This is a genomic window from Pseudomonas sp. H3_C08 (assembly GCF_054669455.1).
On record NZ_CP162803.1, the window covers coordinates 2943713 to 2970083 of the forward strand.

20 protein-coding genes and 1 pseudogene are annotated in these 26371 nt (G+C 59.4%); 7 read left to right on the plus strand and 14 right to left on the minus strand.

Annotated elements, in window-relative coordinates; translation table 11 throughout:
• Nucleotides 1-100 precede the first annotated feature (100 nt).
• The gene (locus AB4N74_RS13465; RefSeq protein ID WP_460100716.1) at nucleotides 101-1492 is read right to left on the minus strand and encodes an FAD-dependent oxidoreductase; all 1392 of its coding nucleotides are present in this window, start codon (nucleotides 1490-1492) and stop codon (nucleotides 101-103) included.
• A 72-nt stretch (nucleotides 1493-1564) separates the two neighbouring features.
• A complete protein-coding gene (locus AB4N74_RS13470; RefSeq protein WP_460100718.1) occupies nucleotides 1565-2890 on the minus strand; it encodes an MFS transporter in 1326 nt (441 codons plus the stop codon).
• A 281-nt stretch (nucleotides 2891-3171) separates the two neighbouring features.
• Between AB4N74_RS13470 and AB4N74_RS13475 the strand changes: the two genes are divergently transcribed.
• Nucleotides 3172-4044 (plus strand): LysR family transcriptional regulator, encoded by an 873-nt coding sequence (locus AB4N74_RS13475; RefSeq protein WP_093434080.1) that lies wholly within the window; start codon nucleotides 3172-3174, stop codon nucleotides 4042-4044.
• Between the two features lie 97 nt (nucleotides 4045-4141).
• Here the strand turns inward: AB4N74_RS13475 and AB4N74_RS13480 are convergent, their stop codons facing one another.
• Nucleotides 4142-5002, minus strand: a complete 861-nt coding sequence (locus AB4N74_RS13480; protein ID WP_460100721.1) for a LysR substrate-binding domain-containing protein — start codon at nucleotides 5000-5002, stop codon at nucleotides 4142-4144.
• Nucleotides 5003-5114: 112 nt separating this feature from the next.
• Here AB4N74_RS13480 and AB4N74_RS13485 point away from each other — a divergent pair, with 112 nt between their 5' ends.
• From AB4N74_RS13485 to AB4N74_RS13495, 3 genes are all read left to right on the plus strand, one after another.
• On the plus strand, nucleotides 5115-6224 hold the full coding sequence (locus AB4N74_RS13485; RefSeq protein WP_099756690.1) for a 2-aminoethylphosphonate--pyruvate transaminase: 1110 nt from the start codon (nucleotides 5115-5117) through the stop codon (nucleotides 6222-6224).
• 143 nt (nucleotides 6225-6367) lie between these two features.
• On the plus strand, nucleotides 6368-7195 hold the full coding sequence (phnX, locus tag AB4N74_RS13490) for a phosphonoacetaldehyde hydrolase (protein WP_093434071.1): 828 nt from the start codon (nucleotides 6368-6370) through the stop codon (nucleotides 7193-7195).
• A gap of 190 nt (nucleotides 7196-7385) precedes the next feature.
• A complete protein-coding gene (locus tag AB4N74_RS13495) occupies nucleotides 7386-7934 on the plus strand; it encodes a cytochrome b (RefSeq protein WP_093434069.1) in 549 nt (182 codons plus the stop codon).
• Nucleotides 7935-7937: 3 nt separating this feature from the next.
• Here the strand turns inward: AB4N74_RS13495 and AB4N74_RS13500 are convergent, their stop codons facing one another.
• From AB4N74_RS13500 to AB4N74_RS13510, 3 genes and pseudogenes are all read right to left on the minus strand, one after another.
• Nucleotides 7938-8864 (minus strand): 1-aminocyclopropane-1-carboxylate deaminase/D-cysteine desulfhydrase, encoded by a 927-nt coding sequence (locus tag AB4N74_RS13500; RefSeq protein WP_460100725.1) that lies wholly within the window; start codon nucleotides 8862-8864, stop codon nucleotides 7938-7940.
• A gap of 93 nt (nucleotides 8865-8957) precedes the next feature.
• Nucleotides 8958-9047: pseudogene (locus AB4N74_RS13505) on the minus strand (metal ABC transporter ATP-binding protein); the annotation flags it as partial.
• A gap of 17 nt (nucleotides 9048-9064) precedes the next feature.
• Nucleotides 9065-11104, minus strand: a complete 2040-nt coding sequence (locus AB4N74_RS13510; RefSeq protein WP_093434064.1) for an NADPH-dependent 2,4-dienoyl-CoA reductase — start codon at nucleotides 11102-11104, stop codon at nucleotides 9065-9067.
• A gap of 208 nt (nucleotides 11105-11312) precedes the next feature.
• Here AB4N74_RS13510 and AB4N74_RS13515 point away from each other — a divergent pair, with 208 nt between their 5' ends.
• Entirely contained in the window at nucleotides 11313-12443 is a 1131-nt protein-coding gene (locus tag AB4N74_RS13515) for a carbon-nitrogen hydrolase family protein (protein ID WP_460100728.1), read from the plus strand.
• 3 nt (nucleotides 12444-12446) lie between these two features.
• Nucleotides 12447-13487, plus strand: a complete 1041-nt coding sequence (locus tag AB4N74_RS13520) for an AraC family transcriptional regulator (protein ID WP_099756693.1) — start codon at nucleotides 12447-12449, stop codon at nucleotides 13485-13487.
• A 411-nt stretch (nucleotides 13488-13898) separates the two neighbouring features.
• Here AB4N74_RS13520 and AB4N74_RS13525 read toward each other — a convergent pair whose 3' ends face one another.
• Both AB4N74_RS13525 and AB4N74_RS13530 read right to left on the minus strand, forming a co-directional pair.
• A complete protein-coding gene (locus AB4N74_RS13525) occupies nucleotides 13899-14753 on the minus strand; it encodes a DUF2242 domain-containing protein (protein WP_099756694.1) in 855 nt (284 codons plus the stop codon).
• A 92-nt stretch (nucleotides 14754-14845) separates the two neighbouring features.
• Nucleotides 14846-15745, minus strand: a complete 900-nt coding sequence (locus AB4N74_RS13530; protein ID WP_257355582.1) for a LysR family transcriptional regulator — start codon at nucleotides 15743-15745, stop codon at nucleotides 14846-14848.
• Between the two features lie 118 nt (nucleotides 15746-15863).
• Here AB4N74_RS13530 and AB4N74_RS13535 point away from each other — a divergent pair, with 118 nt between their 5' ends.
• Nucleotides 15864-17069, plus strand: coding sequence for an MFS transporter (locus AB4N74_RS13535; RefSeq protein ID WP_257355583.1), 1206 nt, complete (start codon nucleotides 15864-15866; stop codon nucleotides 17067-17069).
• A 688-nt stretch (nucleotides 17070-17757) separates the two neighbouring features.
• On the opposite strand, the gene AB4N74_RS13540 is transcribed toward AB4N74_RS13535, so the two are convergent.
• The 6 genes from AB4N74_RS13540 to tig form a co-directional block, all read right to left on the minus strand.
• Entirely contained in the window at nucleotides 17758-19629 is a 1872-nt protein-coding gene (locus AB4N74_RS13540) for a SurA N-terminal domain-containing protein (protein ID WP_460100733.1), read from the minus strand.
• A 228-nt stretch (nucleotides 19630-19857) separates the two neighbouring features.
• The gene (locus tag AB4N74_RS13545; protein WP_003183171.1) at nucleotides 19858-20130 is read right to left on the minus strand and encodes an HU family DNA-binding protein; all 273 of its coding nucleotides are present in this window, start codon (nucleotides 20128-20130) and stop codon (nucleotides 19858-19860) included.
• A 148-nt stretch (nucleotides 20131-20278) separates the two neighbouring features.
• Nucleotides 20279-22675 (minus strand): endopeptidase La, encoded by a 2397-nt coding sequence (gene lon / locus AB4N74_RS13550; RefSeq protein ID WP_016986884.1) that lies wholly within the window; start codon nucleotides 22673-22675, stop codon nucleotides 20279-20281.
• A 163-nt stretch (nucleotides 22676-22838) separates the two neighbouring features.
• Nucleotides 22839-24122, minus strand: a complete 1284-nt coding sequence (gene clpX, locus AB4N74_RS13555) for an ATP-dependent Clp protease ATP-binding subunit ClpX (RefSeq protein WP_003223632.1) — start codon at nucleotides 24120-24122, stop codon at nucleotides 22839-22841.
• A 112-nt stretch (nucleotides 24123-24234) separates the two neighbouring features.
• Complete coding sequence (clpP, locus tag AB4N74_RS13560) at nucleotides 24235-24870, minus strand: ATP-dependent Clp endopeptidase proteolytic subunit ClpP (RefSeq protein WP_007951559.1); 636 nt, start codon at nucleotides 24868-24870, stop codon at nucleotides 24235-24237.
• Between the two features lie 93 nt (nucleotides 24871-24963).
• Nucleotides 24964-26274 carry a trigger factor gene (tig, locus tag AB4N74_RS13565; protein ID WP_007917329.1) on the minus strand — a complete coding sequence of 437 codons (1311 nt, stop codon included), beginning with the start codon at nucleotides 26272-26274 and terminating at the stop codon, nucleotides 24964-24966.
• Nucleotides 26275-26371: the final 97 nt, after the last annotated feature.

Here is a 26371-nt window from a genome sequence, read left to right on the forward strand (position 1 = left end):
TCGTAAGAGTTGCCGCAGGCTGCGATCTTTTGATTTTGATCTTAAAAACAAGATCGAAAGATCGCAGCCTGCGGCAGCCCCTAGATCAACACGCCGTGCTTCAGGCTTTGTCAGCCTTGCCCGCCGCCGCAGCGAATTTCGCCAGACGCACATCCAGATGCCGAGGACGCCGCCCGTGATCTTCGGCGCGCTCCTTGCGGCGGATGGCGTTGCGCACCATCAACGAACCGAGGTAGCGGATTGGCTCCGGCGGGAAATAACCCAGCGGCCCGTTGACCAGCGGCGAACGGGTCCACGGGTTGTCCAGGCCCTGCACCAACGAAGCAAGAATCTGTCCGCCCATGTGGCACGGGCCGACGCCGCTGCCAGAATAGCCGAAGCCGTAAAACACATTGCCGGCGCTGCTCATCTGGCCGAAGAACGGCAAACCGGTGACCGAGCGATCCGACGGGCCGTTCCAGGTGGCATCGACTTTGACATCGGCAAACGCCGGGAAGAAGTCGGCGAGGCTGTTTTTCAGCAGGCCGGCATAAGGCGATGGCTGATCGAACACCGGCAGCATGCGCCCGCCAAACGCGAAGGTGTTGCCACCCTTGCCGAGCATGATCCGGCCGTCCGGGGTGTTGTGGTAGTAGTGCACGAAAATCCGCGAATCGAGCACAGTGACCCCGCTGGTCAGGCCGATCTCCTGCAACAGATCCGGGCGCGGCTCGGTGATCAGCATGTCGCTGGAAACAATCGCCACGCTGCGTTCGAACTGTGGAAAGGCACGGGCCATCCACGCATTCATCGCCAGCACCACGCGATCGGCAACAATGCTGCCGTTCGGTGTTTGCAGGCGTGCCGGGCGTCCTTCTTCCAGCCCGGTCATTGCCGTGTTTTCGTGAATTTTCACACCCAACTGCAACGCCACGCGACGCAAGCCACGCACCAGTTTGCCCGGTTGCACGCTGGCCGCTGCCGGCGAGAACCAGCCTTCCAGATGCTTGCTCGAACCGGCCATGCGCTGCACATCGGCTACTGGACGCTGGGTGAATGAGTTGATGCCATTGCGCTCGAGTGCAGCGATTACCGCATCGGTCGAGCCGACTTGCGCGCGGTTGGTCGCGGTGTACAGCGTGCCGTCGAGCCGATAATCGGCATCGACGCCGTACTGCTCACAGAACTCGCCGATCGCGTGGATACTGCGCTCCGATTCCTTGACCAGGCGCACCGCTTCCTCGACGCCAAACAAGCGTTCAAGGGTGAAATACTTCGCCGACCACGACAGCGCACAACCACCGTTGCGCCCGCTGGCGCCGGCGCCGCAGATGTCCGCTTCGATCAGCAAGACATCGAGTTCGGGGTTTTGTTGCTTGAGCATGATCGCTGTCCACAACCCGGTGTACCCGCCGCCGACGATGCACACATCGGCGCGGACTTGGCCTTGCAACGGCGGGCAGGTTTGCGAGGTGTCGGCCTGCAAGGCCTGCTCCAGCCAAAACGGTCTCATGGGGTTTCTCCAAGTCAGATGGCCACGACCCAGCCTGCCGCGAGCGTCGCAGCAGGCCACGAGGCAAGGGTTTCAGAAACGCAGGGGTTTGATCGTCAGCGGGCAATTGGGGATAGAGGCGCGCGGTTCCATCACGCCAACCGGGCGGCTGTTCCAGTGCGGAATCAGCACCAGCGCCGAGAACAGCGCGCAACCGGCGAAGACGATGAACACCGTCACCGAGTCGAAGTAACCCGGCAGCAAACCGCCAAGTACCGCACCAACCGAGCCGCAGCCGTTGACGAAACCGGCCGCCGTGGCGCCGGCCTTGGCTTTGCCGAAGTCGATCGCGGCGGCACCGCTGATCATCGAGTCCGGGCCATACAAAGTCAGGCCCATGACGAACAGCAGCGCGACCACCAGCAACACACTGCCGGTATGCAACGCGGCCATAAACAGCGCCAGCGTCACGGTCAGCGCCAGCAGGCTCAACACGCAGGCCGGCATGCGCCGGGCACCGAACAGTTTGTCCGAGGCCAGGCCAATCAGGATCGGCCCGAGCAACCCGGCCAGTTCAAACGAAGTGGGAATGATCGCCGCGCCGACCTTGCCGACACTCGGCATCTGTTCAAAGACAATCACCGGGCCCCACAACAGAATCGCGTAACGCGCCGGTTTCAACATGAAATACGCCAGGCCCAATACCAGCACCGTGCGGTTACGCAGGATTTCCTTCAAGGGCTCCCAGACGCTGAGTTTGCTGTTGGTTTCGGTTTCTTCCGCCGTCAATTCAGGTTCCGGCTCGACCGCCGGCAAGCCGACGTCTTCCGGCTTGTTGCGCTGGAAGATAAAGAACAACACCGCCACCACGGCGACCACCACCGCACTGGAAATGAACGCCGCGTGCCAGGTGCCCACCAGCGTATAGGCCCACCAGCCGGCGAACGGCGACGCTACCAGACCACCAAACGCGTAGCAGGAACTCCATAACCCGAGCACCCGTCCGCGTTGTTGGGAGGGGAAAAAACTGCCGAGGTTTTTGCACAATCCCGACCATCCAGTGGACTGCGCCAAACCCTGAATCAACATGCAGGTGGCGAAGATTGGCAACGTCGCGTAACTGCCCATCACCAGCGCCGCTGCGGCGGAAATCAGCAAACCGCCGAGCACCACGACCCGTGGGCCAAAGCGGTCAGCGAGCATGCCCCAAGTGAACTGGCCGAGGGCATAAGCCGCCAGATAGATCGCATCGAGGTTGGCCATGGCCATCTTGTCGAGCATGAAGGTCGGGTCTTCGGCGATGCCGAGTTTGGCCACCGAAAACGCTTTGCGGGTGAAATAGAAAGCGGCGTACGCAAGCCAGGTAATCGCGAAAATCTGCACGCGCCAACGCGCAATGGTGCCGATGTGCTTGTTCATGGTGGTTCTGACCTCAGGGTGTGAGTGTGCCGGCAGAATCGTTAAGAAAAACGCCTGTGTTTTTATTGTTGAGCACTGCGATATCACCTCGTCCCTGTGGCGATATCGGTCAGATGAGTCCTGTTGTTGCACGCACAGGCTCATGGCTACCGTGCGGCCCGAGCGGGTCGTCAACGATGGCGTGAGCCGATCAAAGCAATTACTGTTTAATAAATAAAATCGATTTATCGTATTTCACACATAAGCTCAGCTTGTTACTGACTAAACGATCAGGTGACTGCATGTCGGTGTCCCACGCCCAACTCAAAGCCTTCCACGCCGTGGCTGTGCATGGAAGCTTCACCAAAGCCGCCGAGCGCCTTTTTCTCACGCAACCGGCGATATCCGACCAAGTGCGCAAACTCGAAGAGCGTTTTGGCGTTTTGCTGTTTCACCGCAATAAACGTTCCGTACGCCTGACTGACCTGGGCGAACGCTTGCTGGCGATCACCCAGCGCCTGTTTGTGATTGAAGCCGAAGCACAGGAACTGTTGCAGGAATCCCAGGCCTTGCAGACCGGCAGCCTGATTCTGGCAGTGGATGCGCCGGTCCACGTGCTGCCGCAGATCGCGCGCTTCTGCGAGCGCTATCCGGGAATCAGCGTGAAGATCGAGACCGGCAACACCGATGAATCGTTATTTCGCCTGTTCAACTATCAGGCCGATCTGGCGTTGCTTGGCCGCGATGTCAGTGATGAACGCTTGCTGTGCGTGCCGCTGCGCAATGATCCGATGGTCGCGTTCGTGTCGCGCCATCATCCGTGGGCCGAGCGGGAATCGATCTGCCTGGCAGACCTGGATGACACGCCGCTGGTGTTGCGTGAGCACGGTTCGGTAACCCGGCAGACGCTGGAAGAGGAAATGGCCCGCGCGGGGTTTCGCATTCGTCCGGCGATTCAGGTTGAGGGCCGGGAAGCAGCGCGTGAGGCGGTGGTGGTCGGGATTGGCGTTGGCGTGGTGTCGGCGGCGGAATTTGGTGCGGACTCGCGGGTGTGCGCGTTGCCGATTGTCGACTGCACCCGACGGTTGACGGAGACGCTGGTGTGCTTGCGCGAGCAAAGCAATCGACGGGTGGTGGCGACCTTTCTCGATATGGTGCGCCAGAGTCTTGTGTGAACCGTGATGGCCCCTTCGCGAGCAAGCTCGCTCCCACAGGGGTTACGCATTCCAAATGTGGGAGCGAGCCTGCTCGCGAAGGGAGCGCCACGGTGTATCAGGTCGGCGCTAGGCCAAAGAACGCCTGTATCAAGCGCAACTCCCGCCGCCGCTCCATGCAGCCGATCATGTGCCGATTGACCAGCCCTGCCCCGACAATCGGAATCGCCACCACCCTCGGGTCATGGCTGACCTCCACCGATGACACCACGCCAACGCCCAACTCAGCGGCGACGGCTTCAGTCACCGCCTCACGGCTGTCCAGTTCCAGCAACACGCGCGGATGGATCGACGCCTGCGCACAGGCGTCATCAAATGTACGCCGGGTGATCGAACTCGGCTCACGGAGCACCATGATCACCTGATCCAGTTCCTTGAGTTTCACTTCCCCGGCGCGCATCGCCCACGGGTGCCCTGCCGGCACCAACGCGCAGATCCGTGATTCGCTCAACGCTTGCAGATGCAGGCCTTTGCGCGGCTCGACCTCGGTCAACACCGCCACATCCGCGTGTTCCGACAACAATGCAGCGAGGGTTTCCTGAGCATTGCCCAAGCGCAGGTTCACCGTAATTCCCGGATACCGCGCGCGCAGGCTCGCCAACATTGGCATGACCATATGCGGCCCGTCCGCCGCCACTTCCAGCCGCCCGGTCAGCAACTGTCGATTGGCCTCAAGCATCGTCTGCGCCTCTTCCGCGAGGCCAAACATCGCGCGGGTAATCGCCGCGAGTTTGGTGCCCTCCTCGGTCAGTTCCACCCGTCGCGCGGTGCGCCGCAACAGGGTGATCTGGTAGTGCTCTTCCAGCGCCTTGATGTGCCCGGTAACCGCCGGCTGACTGATGAACAAGCGCGCGGCGGCACGGGTGAAGCTGCCTTCACGGGCCACGGCGTCGAAGGCGCGGAGCTGGAACAGGTTCATGAATAACTCTCACTGATGGCTGGCATAACAACAAACAATTTGATTGATGCAACGGCGAATTGCAACGTATGCCCCGTAGCTTCATCCCACAGCGCTATCCGAGGACACACGAATGAGTATTGCCGAACCCATCCTGCTCACTCCCGGCCCGTTGACCACTTCGGCCCGCACCCGCCAGGCGATGATGGTCGACTGGGGGTCATGGGATGACCGCTTCAATCAACTGACCGCCAGCCTTTGCGAACAACTGCTGGCGATCCTCAACGGCGCCGCGACTCACCACTGCGTACCCTTACAGGGCAGCGGCACCTTCGCTGTTGAAGCGGCCATCGGCACATTGGTGCCGCGTGACGGCAAAGTCCTGGTGCTGATCAACGGCGCCTACGGCAAGCGTCTGGCGAAGATTTGCGAAGTGCTCGGTCGCTCATTCAGCACCTTCGAAACCGCTGAAGATGAACCGACCACCGCCGCCGACGTCGACCGCTTGCTGCGCGCCGACAGCAATATTACCCACGTCGCCCTGATCCACTGCGAAACCAGCACCGGGATTCTCAATCCGCTGCCGGAGATTGCCCAGGTCGTCGCGCAACACGGCAAACGCTTGATCATCGACGCCATGAGTTCCTTTGGCGCACTGCCGGTGGACGCGCAGAAAGTGCCGTTCGACGCACTGATCGCCGCTTCCGGCAAATGCCTGGAAGGCGTGCCGGGGATGGGTTTTGTCTTCGCTCGCAAAGAGTCTTTGGCCGCAGCCGCTGGCAATTCGCACTCGCTGGCGATGGACCTGTACGACCAGCACGCTTACATGATGAAAACCGGTCAATGGCGCTTCACCCCGCCGACTCACGTGGTCGCGGCGCTGCACGAAGCGCTGCTGCAATACAACGAAGAAGGTGGCCTGCCGGCACGCCATGCGCGTTATGCCGCCAACTGCCAGGCGCTGATGGACGAGATGGGCAAACTCGGTTTGCGCAGCTTCCTGCCAGCGGCGATTCAAGCGCCGATCATCGCCACGTTCCATGCGCCGCAAGATCCGCGCTACCAGTTCAAGGATTTCTACGAACGCGTGAAGGCCAAGGGTTACATCCTTTATCCGGGCAAATTGACTCAGGTCGAAACCTTCCGTGTCGGCTGCATCGGTCACGTCAGCCCGGGCGAAATGCGCCAGGCCGTTGCAGCGATCGGCGAAGTGCTGCGCGAGATGGAAGTCCTCGAAATCTAAGAACACCACCAATCCCCTGTAGGAGTGAGCCTGCTCGCGATGAGGCCGTGTCAGTCGACGAAGATGTTGAATGATCAACCGCTATCGCGAGCAGGCTCACTCCTACATTTGAATTGCATTGCCAACTCAGGAATTTGATCAACATGAACTACGTCAACCCAAACAAACTGCAAGCCGCGATCCTCGACTGGGCCGGCACCGTGGTCGATTTCGGCTCGTTCGCACCCACGCAGATTTTCGTCGAGGCCTTCGCCGAATTCGACGTGCAGGTCTCCATCGAAGAAGCGCGTGGCCCGATGGGCATGGGCAAGTGGGACCACATCCGCACCCTCTGCGATCAGCCGCAAGTGGCCGAGCGTTATCGCAAGGCGTTCGGCCGCACGCCGACCGACGATGACGTCACCGCCATCTACAACCGCTTCATGCCGCTGCAGATCGAGAAGATCGCCGAACACTCGGCGCTGATTCCCGGCGCACTGGAAACCATCGCCAATCTGCGTCAGCAAGGCATCAAGATCGGCTCCTGTTCCGGCTACCCGAAGCAGGTGATGGACAAGGTCGTCGAACTGGCCGCCACCAACGGCTACGTCGCTGACCATGTGGTTGCCACCGACGAAGTGCCAAATGGCCGTCCGTGGCCGGCTCAGGCGCTGGCCAACGTGATCGCGCTGGGCATCGACGATGTCGCAGCGTGCGTGAAGATCGATGACACCGTGCCGGGCATTCTCGAAGGCCGCCGCGCCGGGATGTGGACCGTGGCGCTGATCTGCTCAGGCAACGCACTGGGTCTGGATTACGCCGGTTTCCGCGCCTTGGGCAGCGATGAACTGGCCAGCGAGCGCAAACGCATTCACGCGCTGTTCGAAGGCTCGCGCCCGCATTACATGATCGACACCATTACCGATTTGCCGGAAGTCATCGCCGACATCAACAAGCGTCTGGCCAACGGTGAGATGCCGCAATCGAGCTGATTCCTGCCGCTTGCTGCAAAGAAAAACGCCAGTGTCTTGCCGACACTGGCGTTTTTTATTGGCAAAGCCCCGATTCAGAGCGCTGAAAGTCCGATCAGCCTCAGGCAAATCCGCCAAAGCGGATTACAGTTAAAGCATGCCGTCGGCCAAGAACGGCAGGTTTGAACCCTGATCTGTGAGGAAACACCGTATGCCGTGGACAAGTTCCGAATCCCGCTACAGCACCGTCTCGGTCCTGTTGCACTGGCTGATGCTGGTCCTGTTGGTGCTGGTGTACGCCAGCATGGAGTTGCGCGGCCTGTTTCCCAAAGGCAGTGGCGGGCGCACGCTGATCCGCGAAGTGCACTACATGCTCGGCCTGACCGTGTTTGTGCTGGTCTGGTTTCGCCTGCTCGCGCGCAGCATTGGTCCGGCGCCGAAAATCTTCCCCGCCTCACCACAATGGCAAACCGTGCTGGCGCGGCTGATGCACTGGGCTTTGTACCTGTTCATGATCAGCATGCCGATCCTGGGCTGGCTGATCACCAGCGCCGAAGGACATCAGGTGATGTTCTATGGCTTTGACCTACCGCTATTGGTGGCGGAAAACAAAGCCTTCGCCAAGCAGGTCGAACACTGGCATGTGCTGATCGCCACGATCGGTTACTGGTTGATCGGCCTGCATGCACTGGCGGGGATTTATCACCACTATGTGGTGGGCGATAACACGCTGCTGCGGATGATGCCCAAGCGCGGCTGAATATCAGCGGCTGACGCTAAACCCACGCCGGCCCTGCAAGCCTCCGGTATGAATGAAGATCAGCCGCGTGCCGGGCGCGAACCTGCCTGCCTCCACCTGCTGCTTGAGCGCCAGCAACGCCTTGCCGGTGTACAGCGGCTCCAGTGGGACGCCGCTGGCCTGCTCGGTCTGCTCAATGAACGCGAGCAGCAGCGGATCGACCTTGGCAAAACCGCCACGGCTGGCATCGATCAACTCATAGTCGGCAGTGGCCAGTCCGGCTGACCGCATAATCGACTCGACCTGCGGCGCCACGCCGTGATCCTCAGGGACTGCCAACGCGCCATAGACCCGGTGCGCACCCGCCTCGGCGAGGACCAGTCCGGCGAGTGTCGTCCCGGTGCCGCAGGCCAGCCACCAACCGTGAAAGTCGCTCCAGCCCAGCGCAGGCAATTGCGCTTGCGCCTGTTCCTTGATGGCTGCACAGCCGAGCGCCCCTGCAAGTCCACCTCCCCCCTCAGGAACCGCTTGCAGATTGGGGTATTGCTCGTGCCAGGGTTGCCAGAATCCCGGCTCCTTGCGCGCGCGATAACCGCCATAACCCAACCAATGCAATTGCATGCCAAACGCCTGCAGATCCAGCACCGTGGAAGTTTCCTGCGCATGCCCGCGCAGCAGCCCCACGGTTTGGAAGCCCAGCCGTTTCCCCGTCGCCGCCAACGCGTGCAGATGATTGGAGTGCGCACCGCCGAGACTGATGATGCCCTCGGCACCCATACGGTCGGCGGCTTTGAGGTGTTCGACGAGTTTGAACCATTTGTTGCCGCTGATCAGCGGGTCGATCTGGTCGAGGCGCAGGATGGCCACTTCAATGCCGGCGGTTGCGAGCCAGTCGAGGTGAAGGTGTTCAAGAGGGGCTTGGGGTAGCCAATCGGTGGGAGGCAAAAGCATGAGCGGCGATTCGATCTGGACAGAGCCAGCATTCTAATCGCTCACAAGCAGCCATCGCGAGCAGGCTCACAAGGTTCACGATGCGCACAAATCCTGTGGGAGCGAGCTTGCTCGCGAATGCGGAGTGTCAGTCAATATATATGTCGACTGACACGATGCCTTCGCGAGCAGGCTCGCTCCCACAGGTTCAGCGGTGGAGCTTAAAGTTCAGCAGCGAGGCGCGAGCCTTGGTTGATCGCGCGTTTGGCATCCAGCTCGGCCGCGACATCGGCACCACCGATCAGGTGCACGTTCTGCCCCGCTTCCACCAGACCGTCATGCAATTCACGCAGCGGATCCTGCCCCGCGCAAATCACGATGTTGTCCACCGCCAGCACTTGCGGCTCGCCGGTTTCGCCGATGCGGATATGCAGGCCTTGGTCATCGATGCTCAGGTATTCAACGCTGTTGAGCATCTGCACCTGTTTGTTCTTCAGACCGGTACGGTGAATCCAGCCAGTGGTTTTACCCAGACCATCACCGACCTTGGTTTTCTTGCGCTGCAACAGAAACACTTCGCGGGCCGGCGCGTGCGGTGCGGCTTTGATCCCGGCCACACCCCCACGGGCCTCCAGTTGCGTATCGATGCCCCACTCTTTCCAGAACGCGGCGCGATCCTGGCTGGTGGCCACGCCTTGGTGAACGAGGAATTCCGAGACGTCAAAACCGATACCGCCGGCGCCGATCACCGCCACGCGTTTACCGACCGGCTTGCGCTCAAGGATCACGTCCAGGTAGCTCAGCACCTTGGCATTCTCGACACCCGGAATTGCCGGCACGCGCGGTGCAATGCCAGTGGCGAGGATGATCTCGTCGTAACCGCCTTCCACCAGTTTCGCGACATCGACGCGGGTGTTCAGGCACACCTCGACATTCGTGGTCTGCAACTTGCGTTTGAAGTAACGCAGGGTTTCGAAGAACTCTTCCTTGCCCGGCACGCGTTTGGCGATGTTGAACTGGCCGCCAATTTCGCTGGCCGAATCGAACAGGGTCACTTGATGGCCACGCTCGGCAGCCACGGTCGCGGCGGACAAACCGGCAGGGCCGGCGCCAACCACAGCGATTTTCTTGATCTGCTGCACCGGCAGATAATTGAGTTCGGTTTCGTGGCAGGCACGCGGGTTGACCAGGCAACTGGTCAGCTTGCCGCCGAAGGTGTGATCGAGGCACGCCTGGTTGCAACCGATACAGGTGTTGATTTCGTCAGCGCGGCCTTCAGCGGCCTTGTTGACGAAGTCCGGGTCGGCGAGGAACGGCCGCGCCATCGAGACCATATCGGCATCGCCTTCAGCCAGAATCTGCTCGGCGATTTCCGGGGTGTTGATACGGTTGGTGGTGATCAGCGGAATCTTCACCGAACCGCGCAGCTTGGCGGTGACCTTGCTGAATGCCGCACGCGGCACTTTGGTGGCGATGGTCGGGATCCGCGCTTCGTGCCAGCCGATGCCGGTGTTGATGATGGTTGCGCCGGCCTGCTCGATGGCTTTGGCCAGGGTAACGATCTCGTCCCAGGTGCTGCCGCCCTCGACCAGGTCGAGCATCGACAGACGGAAAATAATGATGAAGTTCGGCCCTACCGCCTCGCGCACACGACGAACGATTTCCACCGGCAGGCGCATGCGGTTTTCGTAGCTGCCGCCCCAGCGGTCGGTGCGGTGGTTGGTGTGTGCGGCGAGGAACTGGTTAATGAAATAACCTTCCGAGCCCATGATCTCGACACCGTCATACTCGGCGGTTTGCGCCAGTACCGAACAGGTGACGAAATCGCTGATCTGTTTCTCGATGCCTTCCTCGTCCAGTTCTTTGGGCTTGAACGGGTTGATCGGGGCCTGAATCGCGCTCGGCGCGACTTGTTTCGGGCTGTAGGCATAACGCCCGGCGTGGAGGATCTGCATGCAAATCTTGCCGCCCGCGTCGTGCACCGCGCGGGTGACGATGCGGTGCTTGAGCGCTTCTTCCTCGGTGGTCAGCTTGGCCGCCCCGGAGTACACGCCGCCCTCGTCGTTCGGGCCGATACCACCGGTGACCATCAGGCCAACGCCGCCACGGGCACGTTCGGCGAAGTACGCCGCCATGCGCTCGAAACCGCCCGGTTTTTCTTCCAAACCGGTGTGCATCGAACCCATCAAGGTGCGGTTGCGCAGCGTGGTGAATCCCAGGTCCAGCGGGGCCAACAGGTGCGGGTAATGAGCGGCGGTCATCGGTAACTCCACAACGAGCAATCACGGAAAAGTTGCGGGCGCTCTGCGGCTCCCGTCAGTCATGTTCGACAGACTAAGAGTCGCATCGCTGTCACTCAATGACCGTAACTGACAACTTATTGATCCAAATGCGCAGCGCCCCTTGGCAATCAGCTCCATGGGCCCTACCCTAGTCGCCATACCCTGTACCCGGTAGCTGTTGGTTTTCATGCGCAAACTTTTGTACCTGTTTTTCTCCATGGCCCTCGTCGCCGCCCTGACCACCTACGCCATGTGGGCGGCGGACCGGCCGGCGGGCCATTACCTGTCGGACTTACGCATTAAAGTGGCGGTCGATCAGGGCATCCCCGCCGATCGTGGCAATCTGCTGGGCATCCAGCCCGAGCTGTTTCCCACCGATTATCAAAGCACCGAGCGCTTGCACCGCAAACTCGCAGCCTATCTGCAGCAAGCCCAGGATCAAGGCCTGCTGAACGATAAAACCGTCGTGGTGCTGCCGGAGAACGTCGGCACCTGGCTGCTGCTCAGCGGCGAAAAAGACGAGCTGTATCAGGCCCCGACCCTCGCCGAGGCGATGAACTGGCTGGCGGCGAGCAATCCCTTGCTGTTCGCCCGCGCCTGGCTCAGCGCCAACGGCAGCGACCGCCTCAACGACGCGTATCTGCGGATGAAAGCCAAGGCGATGGCCAAGGATTACCAGGCGCTGTTCGGTGGTCTGGCCAAAGAATTTCACGTGACCCTGGTGGCCGGCTCGATCGTGTTACCGGAACCCAGCGTTCGCGATGGCCAGCTCAAACCCGGTAGCGGTGCCCTGTTCAACAGCAGCGTGGTGTTCGGCCGCGATGGCGTGCCGCTGGGCCAGCCGCAACGGCAGATGCACCCGGTATTCGATCAGCGCGAAGTGCTCGAAAGCGCAGACAAACACGCGCTCAACGTGGTCGACACCCCGGCCGGACGCCTTGGCGTATTGATTGGTAGCGACAGTTGGTACCCCGACAATTACCGCAAACTCGACGAGCAAAACGCACAATTGGTCGCGGTACCGGCGCAGGTATTCGGTCAAGGTGCGTGGAATCAGCCATGGCGCGGTTACAAAGGTTCAAGCACACCGGGGTCGGTCAGCCTAAAACCCGGTGAAGTCACCGAAGGACAAGCCTGGCATCGACTGACACTGACCGCGCAACCACCGAGCAGTCGAGCGATTGCCGGCATCAGTGTGTTCCTGCGCGGGCAGTTCTGGGACAAGGCCAGTGCCGGTCAGAGTTTCCTCAGCAGCAACGGTCAGCAGTTCGCCGATGGCGATGCCCGGGGCGCGCGTTTGTTGAACATCTGGTTGTAAGCCATGAAGCCCCTGCCGATGCGCCTCGGGGACCTGTCGGTGGGCTTTGTTCACAGCCTCGCCGACGCCGTGCGCAGTCATGGGGCGGATCCGCAGTCGTTGCTGGAGCAATATGGTCTGGACGCCGCGCGACTGGCCGAGGCCGGGGCGCGTTTGTCGATTCCGCGCTATATGCGCCTGGGCCACGCGGCGATTCAGTTGACCGGCGATTCGGCGCTGGGCCTGCGCATGGGCCAGCTCAGTCGCCTGAGTCAGGCCGGGCTGGCCGGCGTCACCGCCGCACAAGCGCCGACCGTGCGCGAAGCCGCGCGCTGTCTGATCCGTTTCGAGGCGTTGTACGGTTCCAACTATCGCGGTCAGTCCAGTTTCCATGAAGATGCCCATGGCGCGTGGCTGCGTTTCTATTCGATCAGCCCGTACAACGCCTATAACCGTTTTGTCGTGGACTCGATCATTGCCGGATGGCTGCATCAGCTCTCCAGTGTCAGCCGCGAACCGCTGCGCGCCGAACGCATTGAAATCGAATTCGATGAGCCGGATTACCGCGTGGCGTACGACTTGCTGGGGGATTGCCCGATCCAGTTCGGTGCCGAGGGCAATCAACTGCGCCTGAGCCTGAACAGCCTCGCACAGCGCAATCCCGAGCATTGCCCGAGTACCTGGCGGCATCTGCTGCAACTGTGTGAACGCGAGCTGGAGCAATTGACTCGCACCCGCAGCCTGCGCGAACGCATCACTCAACTGTTGGGGCCATTGCTCAATGGTGGCCGGGAACCCGACCTGGAAGAAGTGGCGGCACGCCTGAAGCTGCCGACCTGGACGTTGCGGCGCAAACTGGCCGAGGAAGGCACGCAGTTTCGCGCAATCCTCAATGACACTCGCCGAGACCTGGCGATGACTTACATCCGCGATACCGAACTGGCATTCGGTGAAATCGCCTACCTGCTGGGTTTTGCCTCAGCCGAAGCCTTCCAGCGCGCCTTCAAACGCTGGAGCGGTCAGACGCCCGGCGAATTCCGCCGCAGTCACCGCAAAACGGCCTGAAAGCAGCTGCGAGCTATAAGCTGCAAGTTAAAGCTCGGTGGCGTCTTCGGCTGGCTCGGGTTGGTCCAGTTCAAAGGCCTGGTATTCGAGCAGCTCTTCTTGATATTCATCCATCGTGTAATCCCCCTGCTGCTCTCTTGAATGGGCCTGCGCAAATGCCCAGTGCCTCGAGCTTAACGTGCTCGTATGAAGGAAAAGTGAAACCCGGCCTTCATGAATAAAACGTAGCAGGTGGTCAGGAATTTATCGCAGGATTTTTGTCAGGGGAATGTAACGAGATTTTAAGCCACCCCAAAAGCTACTGTGGGAGCGAGCTTGCTCGCGAAGGCGGCCAGTCAGTCACATGCGTGCTGAATGTTCCGACGCTTTCGCGAGCAAGCTCGCTCCCACAGGGGTTGCTGTGAGGCTGGATTATTGGCCGGACGCTGGCATCGCCGGAATCGGCTCGGATGGCGGGGGGATATCCGGGTTGGCCGGTGGCGTGATGGTTTCGGTCGCCGGTGCAGGTTCTGCACTCGGCGCCGGAGTGATCGGCGCGGCCTCTGCCGGTGGCGCAACCGGTTCAGACGTCACGGGTGCGGTCTCGGCAGGTGCGGGAGCGGGCTCCGCTGCAGGCGCCGGGGTTGCGGCGGGCGCAGGCGTTGGAGTCGGCGCTGGCACCAGCGCTGCCGGAGCAGGCTTCGCCTCAGGCACGCCGAGGTCAGTCTTCGGTTTCTCTTCAATGTGCGCAGCTTTCTTCGCATCCGTCGGCAGGAACTGCTCGACCAGGGTAAAGAAACGCTCGTAGAACTTCTGTGCCGTCACCGTCTCGCTGGCGACTTTGACCATCGAATCGTCGGACGAGCCGATCGGCATCGACACCGAGCCCAACACACCCACGCCGAGGCTGGCCGAGTTGTTGGTCTTCTTCAGCGCATAACGATCCTGCAAGGCGTTGGCGAACATCGTCGCATGGTGCCCGACACTGCCGTCATCGGCGCAGACCACGTTGAAGCTGATCTCCATGTGGGTGTCGCCGGTTTGCTGGAAGCTCTTGTGGCCACTGACCAGTTTCGGGTCACTGCTGGTGATGATGTAGCCCTGGCTAAGCAATGCACGGCGCGCCGCTTCGCAACTGACCGCGTCGGTCACCGGGTAATTGCGCGAAAACGTACCGGAGTCATCGAAGTTCTCATGCTCATACATCGGCTTGTCTTTCGAACAGCCGGCAACAGCGGTCAACAACAGCGCCAACCCGACAACACGCATGGGAGTGGAAATCAACATTGAACATCCTGAGAGAAAACAGTCCGGGGCGTATTGTGCAACAGATCACGCCCCGGCGGCGCATGGATTAGTGTCTTAAAGCAGTTACAACTCTATCGACCTTCAGTTGCGGGAAAAAGTCGCAATGCCAGATGATCGATGAACACGCGCAACTTTGCCGTGGCGTGGCGACTGGATGGCCATAGGACCCAGAACTGTCCGGTGTGTTCCAGATGCGTATCAAGCACGCGACGCAAACGCCCTTGAGCCTCGGCCTCCCGGGTCATGAAATCCGGCAGACAGGCAATGCCCATGCCGGCCAGCGCCGCGTGGCTCACCGCCTCAATCGACGTGCTGACCAACCGTGTCGGCAACGTCGCCTCTGCGGCGCCGTCCACGCGGATCAGCGGCCAGGTTTCCAGTTTGCCAGTGGCATGAAACGTATGCCGAAGGCACGCGTGAGCCGCCAGATCGCCGGGCTTTTGCGGCTCCCCGCGCTGCTCCAGATACGCCGGACTGGCCACCAGCACCATATGAAACTCGCCCAACGCTCGCGCCATCAGTCGGGAGTCTCGTGGTTTGCCGGTGCGGATCACCGCGTCGAAGCCTTCTTCAACCACATCGACCATGCGATCAGTCAAGTCCAGATCCAGTTCAATCTGCGGGTACAACGCCATGAACTCGTTCATCACCGGCATCACCAGGCCATGCACCTGCGGCAGGCTGATGCGTAACTTGCCATGAGGTTTGGCAGCGGCGTCACACAACTCAAACTCCGCCGCCTCGACTTCCGCGAGGATCTTGCGACACCGCTCAAGAAACAGCGCACCTTCACTGGTCAGCGTGACACTGCGGGTGGTGCGTTGAAACAGCCGCACCCCCAGTCGCGCTTCCAGTCGCGCAATACTTTTGCCCACCGCCGACGATGACACCCCTTGCAGCCGACCAGCTTCGGTAAAACTGCGGGTCTCGGCGACCTGAACAAACACCGAAATACCGCCCAGGCTATCCATACCAATCTCCCATTGCTGACATCCGTGTCCGATATGTTCGGAACCTTAACCCGTTTTTCGCCGATGTGCAGCGCCCTACCCTGTGCTCCTCGTCAACTCTGCACATGGATGCCGGCTCATGAACGACACACAACTCGATTGCCCCACACTTGAACGCCCCGTCGACCGCCGCGAGCGACTCCCCCTCGGCGCGCTACTGGCACTGGCCACCGCCGGATTCATCACGGTCATGACCGAAGCCATGCCTGCCGGCCTGTTGCCGCAGATGAGCAGCAGCCTGAACGTTTCCCAGGCGCTGATCGGCCAATTGGTCACGCTGTACGCGATCGGTTCGATACTCGCTGCAATTCCCCTGACAATCGCCACCCGCGGCTGGCGCCGCAGACCACTTTTGCTGTCCGCTATCGGCGGCTTTGCCATCGCCAACAGCATCACCGCCCTGTCGGAGTGGTACTGGCTGACCCTGATCGCACGCTTTATCGCCGGGGTATTTGCCGGTTTGCTTTGGGCACTGCTGGCGGGATACGCGAGCCGCATGGTCGCCCCACACCTGCAAGGTCGCGCCATTACCGTGGCCATGCTCGGCGCGCCGCTTGCGCTGTCGCTCGGAATACCCGCAGGCACCCTGCTCGGCACCCTGGTCGGCTGGCGTCTGAGCTTCGCCATCATGACCGCGCTGACCGTTGTGCTGGTGATCTGGGTACGCTGGCAAGTACCGGATTTCGCCGGCGAACGCGTGGAAAACCGCCTGCCACTGCGTCAGGTATTGACCTTGCCTGGCGTGCGATCCGTGTTATTGGTCACCCTCACCTACGTCGTCGCGCACAACTTGTTGTACACCTACATCGCGCCGTTCCTGCAACCGTCCGGGCTGGACGCCAATGTCGACCGCGTGCTGCTGGCATTCGGCCTCGCTTCAGTGTTGAGCTTATGGATCGTCGGCAGCCTGATTGACCGCTGGCTGCGCGAACTGGTGTTGATCAGTGCCGGGTTGTTCATGCTGTCCGCGATAGCGCTGGGCGTCTGGCGCGAATCGCCGAGCACCGTTTACATCGCTACCGCCATCTGGGGACTGGCGTTTGGCGCCATGCCATCGCTGCTGCAAACCGCCTCGGCGAAAACGGCGAAAGAGGCTGCCGATACGGCGCAATCGATGCTGGTTACCCTGTGGAATGTCGGGATAGCTGGAGGGGGCTTGGTGGGTGGTTTGTTGCTGGGAAACCCCGGGGTGGGGGTATTCCCGTGGATTGTTGCTGGATTGTTGGTGTTGACTTTGTATGTGGCGGTCAAAGCTCGGGATCATGGTTTTCCAAGAGCCGGATGAGATCGGATGCCCGGCTGAATTAGCTCCGGTCTGCGGGAAATGGGTCGATTGGCAGACCGCTATCGCGAGCAGGCTCGCTCCTACAATTGGAATGAGTACATCCGCAAAAAACAGGCCGGCTGTCCGGCCGCTATCGCGAGCAGGCTCACTCCTACAATTGGAATGAGTACATCCGCAAAAAACAGGTCGGCTGTCAGGCCGCCTTCGCGAGCAGGCTCGCACACAGAAGAGCAACAGCAGAACGCATGCTGCTTCTGCTCCTCACCACTCAACAGGATGAGCGTTAGCTCGGCTGCAGCTCTTGATCTTGATCTGAAGGCCCGTCGGCAGGCTGAGTGGAGGGCTTGATCCGGGCGTGGGAGCGCAGCGACCGTTTGGCGAAGCCAAACACAGCGGGAGTAGGTGCAGCGAAGCAAACCGGAGACGCTGCGCCCGGATCAATCCCGCAGCGAAGGAACCCCGAGCTTTAGCGAGTGGGCCGAACGTCAGGGCAAAGACCTTTGGTTCCTTTGGGGCGTTTGCCAAAGGGACTCGCCGTAAGGGCGAAACCGCCAGCGGCAACACCCGCAGCAACGGATATTCACCCAAAACCCCAAGAACATGGTCGGCCCAAAGGCCGCCACTACCCAAAGCCCAAAAAAAGCCCCGACCTATCAGGCCGGGGCTCTCATCACATCTCAGTCAACCATCAAAACCGCTTGATGTCCGCCTGAGCTTCCAACTGCTTGCGATAAGCAGCAAAGTCCTGCTGCCCCTCACGCGAAGCAAGGAAACGACGGTACTGAACCTTCTCTTCATCCGTCGGCGCCGCCGCTTCGTTAACACCATTCAGACGCACGATCATCAGACTGCCATCCGGCAACGTCACGCTGGTGAACGTCGGCTTGTCCTTTGCAGCCGGCTTCGGCATACGGAACAACGCTTGCAGCACCGCCGGATCAACACCTTCCTGACCACGGGTGGCCGCTTCAGTGGCTTTCCAGTTCTGACCCTCAACCGCCTTGTCCAACGGCGCCTTGCCATCGCGCAGATCAGCGATCAGCTTCTCGGCCCTGGTCTTGGCAGCCGCGCTGGCGTGCTCTTTGGTCAACTGGGTGCGGATCGCCGCACTCACGTTTTCCAGCGGCAGTTGCGCAGGCTTGAGGTGTTCCTTGGAACGCAGCACGATCACGGTTTCCGGATCCAGCTCGATGGCGGTGCTATTGGCACCTTCGTCGATCACTTCGGTGCTGAACGCAGCAGTAACCACGGCGCGGTTCGCCGCAACACCTTCGCCACCTTCACGGCCGAATGGCTTGGAGGTATGCACGGTCAGCTTCAGATCCGCCGCTGGCTGAGCCAGGTCAGACGCTTCGAATGCGGAGTCTTCCAGTTGCTTGGTCGCCTCGACAAAACGCTGCTCGACCTGAGCGGCTTTCAGCTCGCGGGTCAGCTTGTCTTTCAGGCTGGCCAGGGTCGGCACTTCAGGCGCTTCCACACCCAACAGCTTGATCAAGTGATAACCGAAGTCGGTACGAATCGGCTCGGACACCTGGTCTTTCGACAAGGAGTACAAGGCTTTTTCGAACGCCGGATCGTAAACGCCAGGGCCTGCATAACCGAGGTCACCGCCGTTATTGGCCGAACCTGGATCCTGCGAGAACTCTTTGGCCAGCGCTTCGAACTTCTCGCCCTTGGCCAGACGAGCCTGAACGTCTTCAATCTTCGCCTTGGCCTGAGCCTCGGTGGTCTTGTCGTTCACTTCGATCAGAATGTGCGCGGCACGACGCTGTTCCGACAGATTGGCGATCTCTTTCTGATACGCCGCCTGCAGGTCTTCGTCCTTGACGGCAACCTGATCGAAGAACGAAGACTTCTTCAGTTCTACGTAATCGATGATCACTTGATCCGGAGTCATGAACTCCTTGGCGTGCTCGTCGTAGTAAGCCTTGACCTCGTCGTCGGTCAGTTTGACCGCCGCCGGGTCAGCCTTGACGTTCAGGGTCGCGAAATCGCGGGTCTGCTTTTCCAGACGGGCGAATGCCAGCACTTCGGCGTCAGTGACGAAACCGCTGCCTGCCACACCGGCACGCAGTTGGCCGATCAGCATTTCCTGAGCCAGCATCTGACGGAATTGCATACGGCTGTAACCCAGTTGACGGATCACCTGGTCGAAACGGTCGGAGCTGAACTTGCCGTCCACCTGGAATTCAGGTGTCTGCAGGATCACTTGGTCCAGTGCGCCTTCGGAGAAAGCGAATTTCGCTTGTTCTGCACCTTGCAGCAGCAGCTTGCGATCGATCAGACCCTTGAGGGCCGATTCGCGCAGCATTTTCTCGTCGAGCAAGGAAGCATCGAAGTCCTTGCCCAGCTGTTGCATCAGCTGACGGCGTTGCATATCAACGGCCTGGCTCAGCTCGTTCTGGCTGATTTCATCACCGTTGACCTTGGCCGCCTCATTCTTGTGAGTCGTGGCCTGGAAAATGGCGTCGAAACCGGTCAGAGCCATCAGTGCAACGATGACCCCGATAATGGTCTTGGCAATCCAGCCTTGTGAATTGTCCCTGATATTCTGCAGCATGCGTCCCCCAGAAACGGTTGAACTTCAAAATTAGGCAACCGTGGAGCGTGGGTAGAATCCGGATAGAAGAAAGGCGCATCCGAGGATGCGCCTTCTCGTAACTGGCGGAGCGGACAGGGCTCGAACCCTCGATCCCGGCGTTACAGGCCACTGTTTCAGCGACCTGCTCTACCGCTCCGCTGCCAAGTCAGGCATGACCCCGACCCGGATGGGTAAAAACCTGAAAACTTAGTTAACAGCTTCTTTCAGTGCTTTACCGGCTTTGAAACCTGGCTTCTTGGCAGCCGGGATTTCCAGAGTCTTGCCGGTTTGAGGGTTACGACCGGTACGAGCCGGACGGTCCGTCACGGAGAAAGTACCGAAACCAACCAGAACAACGGAGTCGCCAGCCTTCAGAGCGCCAGTGACGGATTCGATTACAGCGTCCAGCGCACGGCCAGCAGCAGCTTTCGGGATATCAGCGGATGCAGCGATAGCATCAATCAGTTCCGACTTGTTCACTCTAAGTCCCCTTATATCTATTTTGAGATGATTCTAAGTTTTTTGGTGAAAGCAAAAACGAGTGCTGAATGGCCTACAGACACTTAAGAGCCGCTTTATAACAAGGGCTCTAAAAAACTGTCAAGGAAGCCCCCCAGGCAAAAGCGTATTAATGCGTGCTAATTCTTTCCTTAGAGTCAGACTCACGTTTTTCGTCCTTGGCAACTATCTCCGGAGCCACATCCGGCAAGGGCTCCGGCGCGTATTGCAGCGCAATTTGCAGGACCTCGTCAATCCATTTAACCGGTTTAATCTGCAGATCCTGCTTGATATTGTCAGGAATCTCCTTCAGATCGCGCACGTTCTCTTCCGGAATAATCACGATCTTGATTCCGCCGCGGTGAGCCGCCAGCAGTTTTTCCTTCAGACCGCCAATCGCCAGCACTTGACCACGCAGCGTGATTTCACCGGTCATGGCGACATCGGCGCGCACCGGAATGCCGGTCAAGGCCGACACCAGCGCCGTACACATGCCTACGCCAGCGCTAGGGCCGTCTTTCGGCGTCGCCCCTTCCGGCATGTGGATGTGCGTGTCACGCTTCTCGTGGAAGTCCAGAGGAATGCCCAGACTCTTGGCCCGGCTGCGCACTACAGTGAGCGCGGCAGTGATCGATTCGACCATCACGTCGCCCAGCGAACCGGTCTTGATCAGTTGACCTTTACCGGGCACAACCGCGGCTTCGATGGTCAGCAATTCACCACCCACCTGAGTCCAGGCAAGCCCCGTGACCTGACCGATCTGATCCTGTTGCTCAGCCAGACCGTAGCGGAATTTGCGCACCCCGAGGAAGTGTTCCAGCAGGTCAGCTGTCACTTTCACCGAGAAGCGTTTTTCCATTGCGTGCTCTTTAACGGCCTTGCGGCAGACCTTGGCGATCTGACGTTCGAGGCCACGCACACCGGCTTCACGGGTGTAGTAACGGATGATGTCGCGGATCGCTTCCGCGTCGAATTCCAGCTCGCCCTTTTTCAGACCGTTAGCGGCGATCTGCTTTGGCGAGAGGTATTTGACGGCGATGTTGATCTTTTCGTCTTCGGTGTAGCCCGGCAGACGGATCACTTCCATCCGGTCGAGCAGCGCCGGCGGGATGTTCATCGAGTTCGAGGTGCACAGGAACATCACATCCGAGAGGTCGTAATCGACTTCCAGATAATGGTCGTTGAAGTTGTGGTTCTGCTCCGGATCGAGCACTTCCAGCAACGCCGACGCCGGGTCGCCACGCATGTCGCTGCCCATTTTGTCGATTTCATCGAGCAAGAACAGCGGGTTGCGCACACCCACTTTTGTCATCTTTTGAATCAATCTTCCTGGCATCGAACCGATGTAAGTCCGACGGTGACCGCGAATTTCCGCTTCATCACGCACGCCACCGAGGGCCATGCGCACGAATTTGCGGTTGGTGGCATGGGCAATCGACTCCGCCAGCGAGGTTTTACCCACGCCCGGAGGACCGACCAGGCACAACACCGGACCACGGATTTTCTTCACGCGCTTTTGCACGGCGAGGTATTCAAGGATACGTTCCTTGACCTCTTCGAGACCGTAGTGATCGGCATCGAGAATGTCTTCTGCGCGCGCCAGGTCCAGACGTACCTTGCTCTGCGCTTTCCACGGCACTTGCACCAGCCAGTCGATGTACGAGCGCACCACGGTGGCCTCAGCGGACATCGGCGACATCTGCTTGAGCTTGTTAAGCTCGGCAGTAGCTTTGGCCAACGCGTCTTTCGGCAGACCGGCAGCGTCGATACGCTTCTTCAGGTCTTCGATTTCGTTGTGGCCTTCGTCGCTGTCACCGAGCTCTTTCTGAATGGCCTTCATCTGCTCATTCAGGTAGTACTCGCGCTGACTACGCTCCATTTGCTTTTTGACGCGGCCACGAATGCGTTTTTCGACTTGCAGCAGATCGATCTCGGCATCCAGCAACGCCAGAACGTGCTCGACCCGAGCCGACAAATCGATGATTTCGAGGATTTCCTGCTTCTGCTCGATTTTCAGCGCCATATGCGCCGCCATGGTATCGACCAGGCGACCCGGCTCATCGATGCTGTTGAGCGACGACAGGACTTCAGCCGGGACCTTCTTGCCCAACTGTACGTATTGTTCGAACTGCGACAGCAGTGTGCGCACGAACACTTCGGATTCGCGCTCGGCGGCGTCGACTTCTTCGATCAGCGAGACTTCGGCACGGCAGTGGCCGTCAACTTCGCTGAAGCGCTCGACGGTGCCACGCTGCTCACCCTCGACCAGAACCTTGACGGTGCCGTCAGGCAGCTTGAGCAGCTGTAGAACAGTGGCGATGGTACCTACGCGATAGAGAGCGTCTTCACCGGGATCGTCGTCAGCCGGGTTTCTCTGGGCCAGCAGCAGGATCTGCTTGTCGCCCGTCATCGCGGCCTCGAGGGCTTCGATGGATTTCTCGCGCCCCACGAACAGCGGGATAACCATGTGCGGATAAACCACGACATCACGCAATGGCAGGAGAGGCAATTCGATGGTTGTCTTCATGATTTCGCCTCTACGGCGGCCATATGGCCGTAATCAGATGGAATTGAGCTTGAAACCAAGATGGGGGCTGCCTTGAAAAAAAACAAGCACAAAGCGGATGTAAAAAATGACATAAAAAAAAAGAGGCCCGAAGGCCCCTTCTTTATTCCACCAGACTGGACGCTTAAGCGTCCGGCGCTGCCTTGGCCGTCGGCTCACTGTTTTCGTAGATATACAGTGGCTTGGACTTGCCTTCGATCACGCTTTCATCGATCACGACTTTGCTCACCTCGGACTGCGAGGGGATTTCATACATCGTGTCGAGCAGTACACCTTCGAGAATCGAGCGCAGACCACGAGCACCGGTTTTACGTTCCAGGGCACGCTTGGCGACCGATTTCAGTGCGTCGGTCCGGAACTCCAGATCCACGCCTTCCATCTCGAACAGCTTGGCATACTGTTTGGTCAGAGCATTTTTCGGCTCGGTGAGGATCTGCATCAGCGCAGCCTCGTCAAGCTCGTCCAGCGTCGCGAGGACCGGCAGACGACCGACGAATTCCGGGATCAGACCGAACTTGACCAGATCGTCAGGCTCGACTTCACGCAGGGATTCACCGACTTTCTTGCCTTCTTCCTTGCTGCGCACTTCTGCGTTGAAGCCGATGCCGCCCTTGGTGGAACGGTTTTGAATAACCTTTTCCAGACCGGAGAACGCACCACCGCAGATGAACAGGATGTTACGGGTGTCGACCTGCAGGAATTCCTGCTGCGGGTGCTTGCGACCACCTTGCGGCGGTACGGAAGCGACCGTGCCTTCGATCAACTTCAGCAAGGCCTGTTGCACGCCTTCACCGGAAACGTCCCGGGTGATCGACGGGTTGTCGGACTTGCGGGAAATCTTGTCGATTTCGTCGATGTAGACAATACCCATCTGGGCCTTCTCTACGTCGTAATCGCACTTCTGCAGCAGCTTCTGAATGATGTTCTCGACATCTTCACCCACGTAACCCGCCTCGGTGAGGGTGGTTGCGTCGGCAATGGTGAACGGAACGTTCAGCAAGCGGGCCAGTGTTTCGGCCAGCAGGGTTTTACCGGAGCCTGTCGGGCCGATCAGCAGGATATTGCTCTTGCCGAGTTCGACGTCGTCAGCCTTCTTGTCACGCTGATTCAGGCGCTTGTAGTGGTTGTACACCGCTACGGCCAAAACCTTTTTCGCACGCTCCTGACCAATGACGTACTGGTCAAGGATGCCGCTGATTTCTTTAGGCGAAGGCAATTTATGCGCGCTGCTCTCGGCCTGGGCTTCCTGCACCTCCTCGCGGATGATGTCATTGCACAGGTCGACGCACTCGTCGCAGATAAAGACCGAGGGGCCGGCAATCAATTTGCGCACTTCATGCTGGCTTTTGCCACAGAAGGAGCAATAGAGCAGCTTGCCGTTGTCCTCGCCGTTGCGGGTGTCAGTCATTCGTTCGATCCAAATCCGATAGGCTTGCAACACAAGATGAAGGCTATTGCGGGCTTTTTCAAGCCCGCCGCTGATCAGACAAGCCGACCAAGCCTATTTTGAGCTGCTTATTTTAAGCTGGGCGCTGGTTGATCACTTCGTCGATCAGGCCATATTCCTTCGCAGCTTCTGCACTCATGAAGTTGTCGCGATTGGTATCGCGCTCGATTTCTTCCAGAGTACGCCCGCTGTGTTTGGCCATCAGCGTGTTCAGACGCTCGCGAATGAAGAGGATTTCCTTGGCGTGGATTTCGATGTCCGACGCCTGGCCCTGGAAACCGCCCAGTGGCTGGTGAATCATCACGCGCGAGTTCGGCAGGCAGAAACGCTTGCCTGGGGCACCTGCGGTCAGCAGGAATGCGCCCATGCTGCAGGCCTGGCCGATGCAGGTGGTCGACACGTTCGGCTTGATGAACTGCATGGTGTCGTAGATCGACATGCCTGCAGTCACCGAACCGCCCGGGGAGTTGATGTAGAGATGGATGTCCTTGTCCGGGTTTTCCGCTTCAAGGAACAGCAGTTGCGCACAGATCAGGTTGGCCATGTAGTCCTCTACCGGACCAACCAGAAAGATCACTCGCTCCTTGAGCAGGCGCGAATAGATGTCATAGGCGCGTTCGCCACGAGCAGATTGCTCGACAACCATCGGGACCAGGCCGCCGGCGGCCTGGATATCAGAGTTCTGCTGAATATAAGAATTACGGAACATGCTCTGCAGTCGCTCCCAAATAGTTATGTCTTGAATACGCATAAGCCAGCTCGAGAGCTGGCTTATGGTGTGTACTTCTTAACGCAAAACCAATCAGTCGGCTGTTGGAGCTTCTACCGGCTTGACTGCTTCTTCGTAAGAGACCGCTTTGTCGGTCACACTAGCTTTCTGCAGAACAGTATCCACAACTTGCTCTTCCAGCACAACCGAACGCACTTCGTTCAGCTGCTGCTCGTTTTTGTAGTACCACGACACAACCTGCTCAGGCTCCTGGTAAGCGGAAGCCATTTCCTGAATCATTTCGCGAACGCGAGCTTCGTCAGGCTTCAGATCGAATTGCTTGACCACTTCAGCAACGATCAGGCCCAGCACGACGCGGCGCTTGGCTTGCTCTTCGAACAGCTCGGCCGGCAGTTGATCAGGCTTGATGTTGCCACCGAACTGCTGAACAGCCTGCACACGCAGACGGTCAACTTCGTTGGACAGCAGCGCCTTAGGCACTTCGATCGGGTTGGTGGCCAGCAGACCGTCCATTACCTGATTCTTGACCTTGGATTTGATCGCCTGACGCAGTTCACGCTCCATGTTCTTGCGAACTTCGGTGCGGAAACCGTCGATGCCGCTTTCCTTGATGCCGAATTGAGCGAAAAACTCTTCGTTCAGCTCTGGCAGCTTAGGCTCGGAAACAGTGTTGACGGTCACGGTGAACTCGGCGGTTTTGCCAGCCAGGTCCAGGTTCTGATAGTCCTCTGGGAAGGTCAGGTTCAGAACGCGCTCTTCGCCCGCTTTAGCGCCAACCAGGCCTTCTTCGAAGCCCGGGATCATGCGACCGGAACCCAGTACTAGCTGAGTACCCTTGGCGGAACCGCCAGCGAATACTTCGCCGTCAACCTTGCCAACGAAATCGATGTTCAGTTGGTCTTCGTTCTGGGCAGCGCGATCGGCCACTTCAAAACGAGTGTTCTGCTTGCGCAGGATGTCGAGCATTTTGTCCAGGTCAGCGTCAGCCACGTCAGCGCTCAGGCGCTCAACGGTGATGCCGTCGAAACCGGCAACGGTGAACTCAGGGAACACTTCGAATACAGCAACGTATTCCAGGTCCTTGCCAGCTTCGAGCGACTTAGGCTCGATCGATGGCGAACCTGCCGGGTTCAGCTTCTGCTCAACCACAGCTTCGTAGAAGGAGGACTGGATCACGTCGCCTACAGCTTCCTGACGAGCATCAGCACCGAAACGGCGCTTGATTTCGCTCATTGGCACTTTGCCTGGACGGAAGCCAGCAATCTTGGCCTTTTGGGCAGTCTGCTGCAGACGCTTGTTGACCTGAGTCTCGATGCGCTCAGCCGGCACGGTGACGCTCATGCGGCGCTCGAGAGCAGTAGTATTTTCAACAGAAACTTGCATGGATATTCCTCGTTGCACAGACGTTAGCCGGCCGTTTCCGACCCCAGAATCAAGGGCATGCATTCTAGTGGGTCAAACTCAAGAAGTCACCCTACTG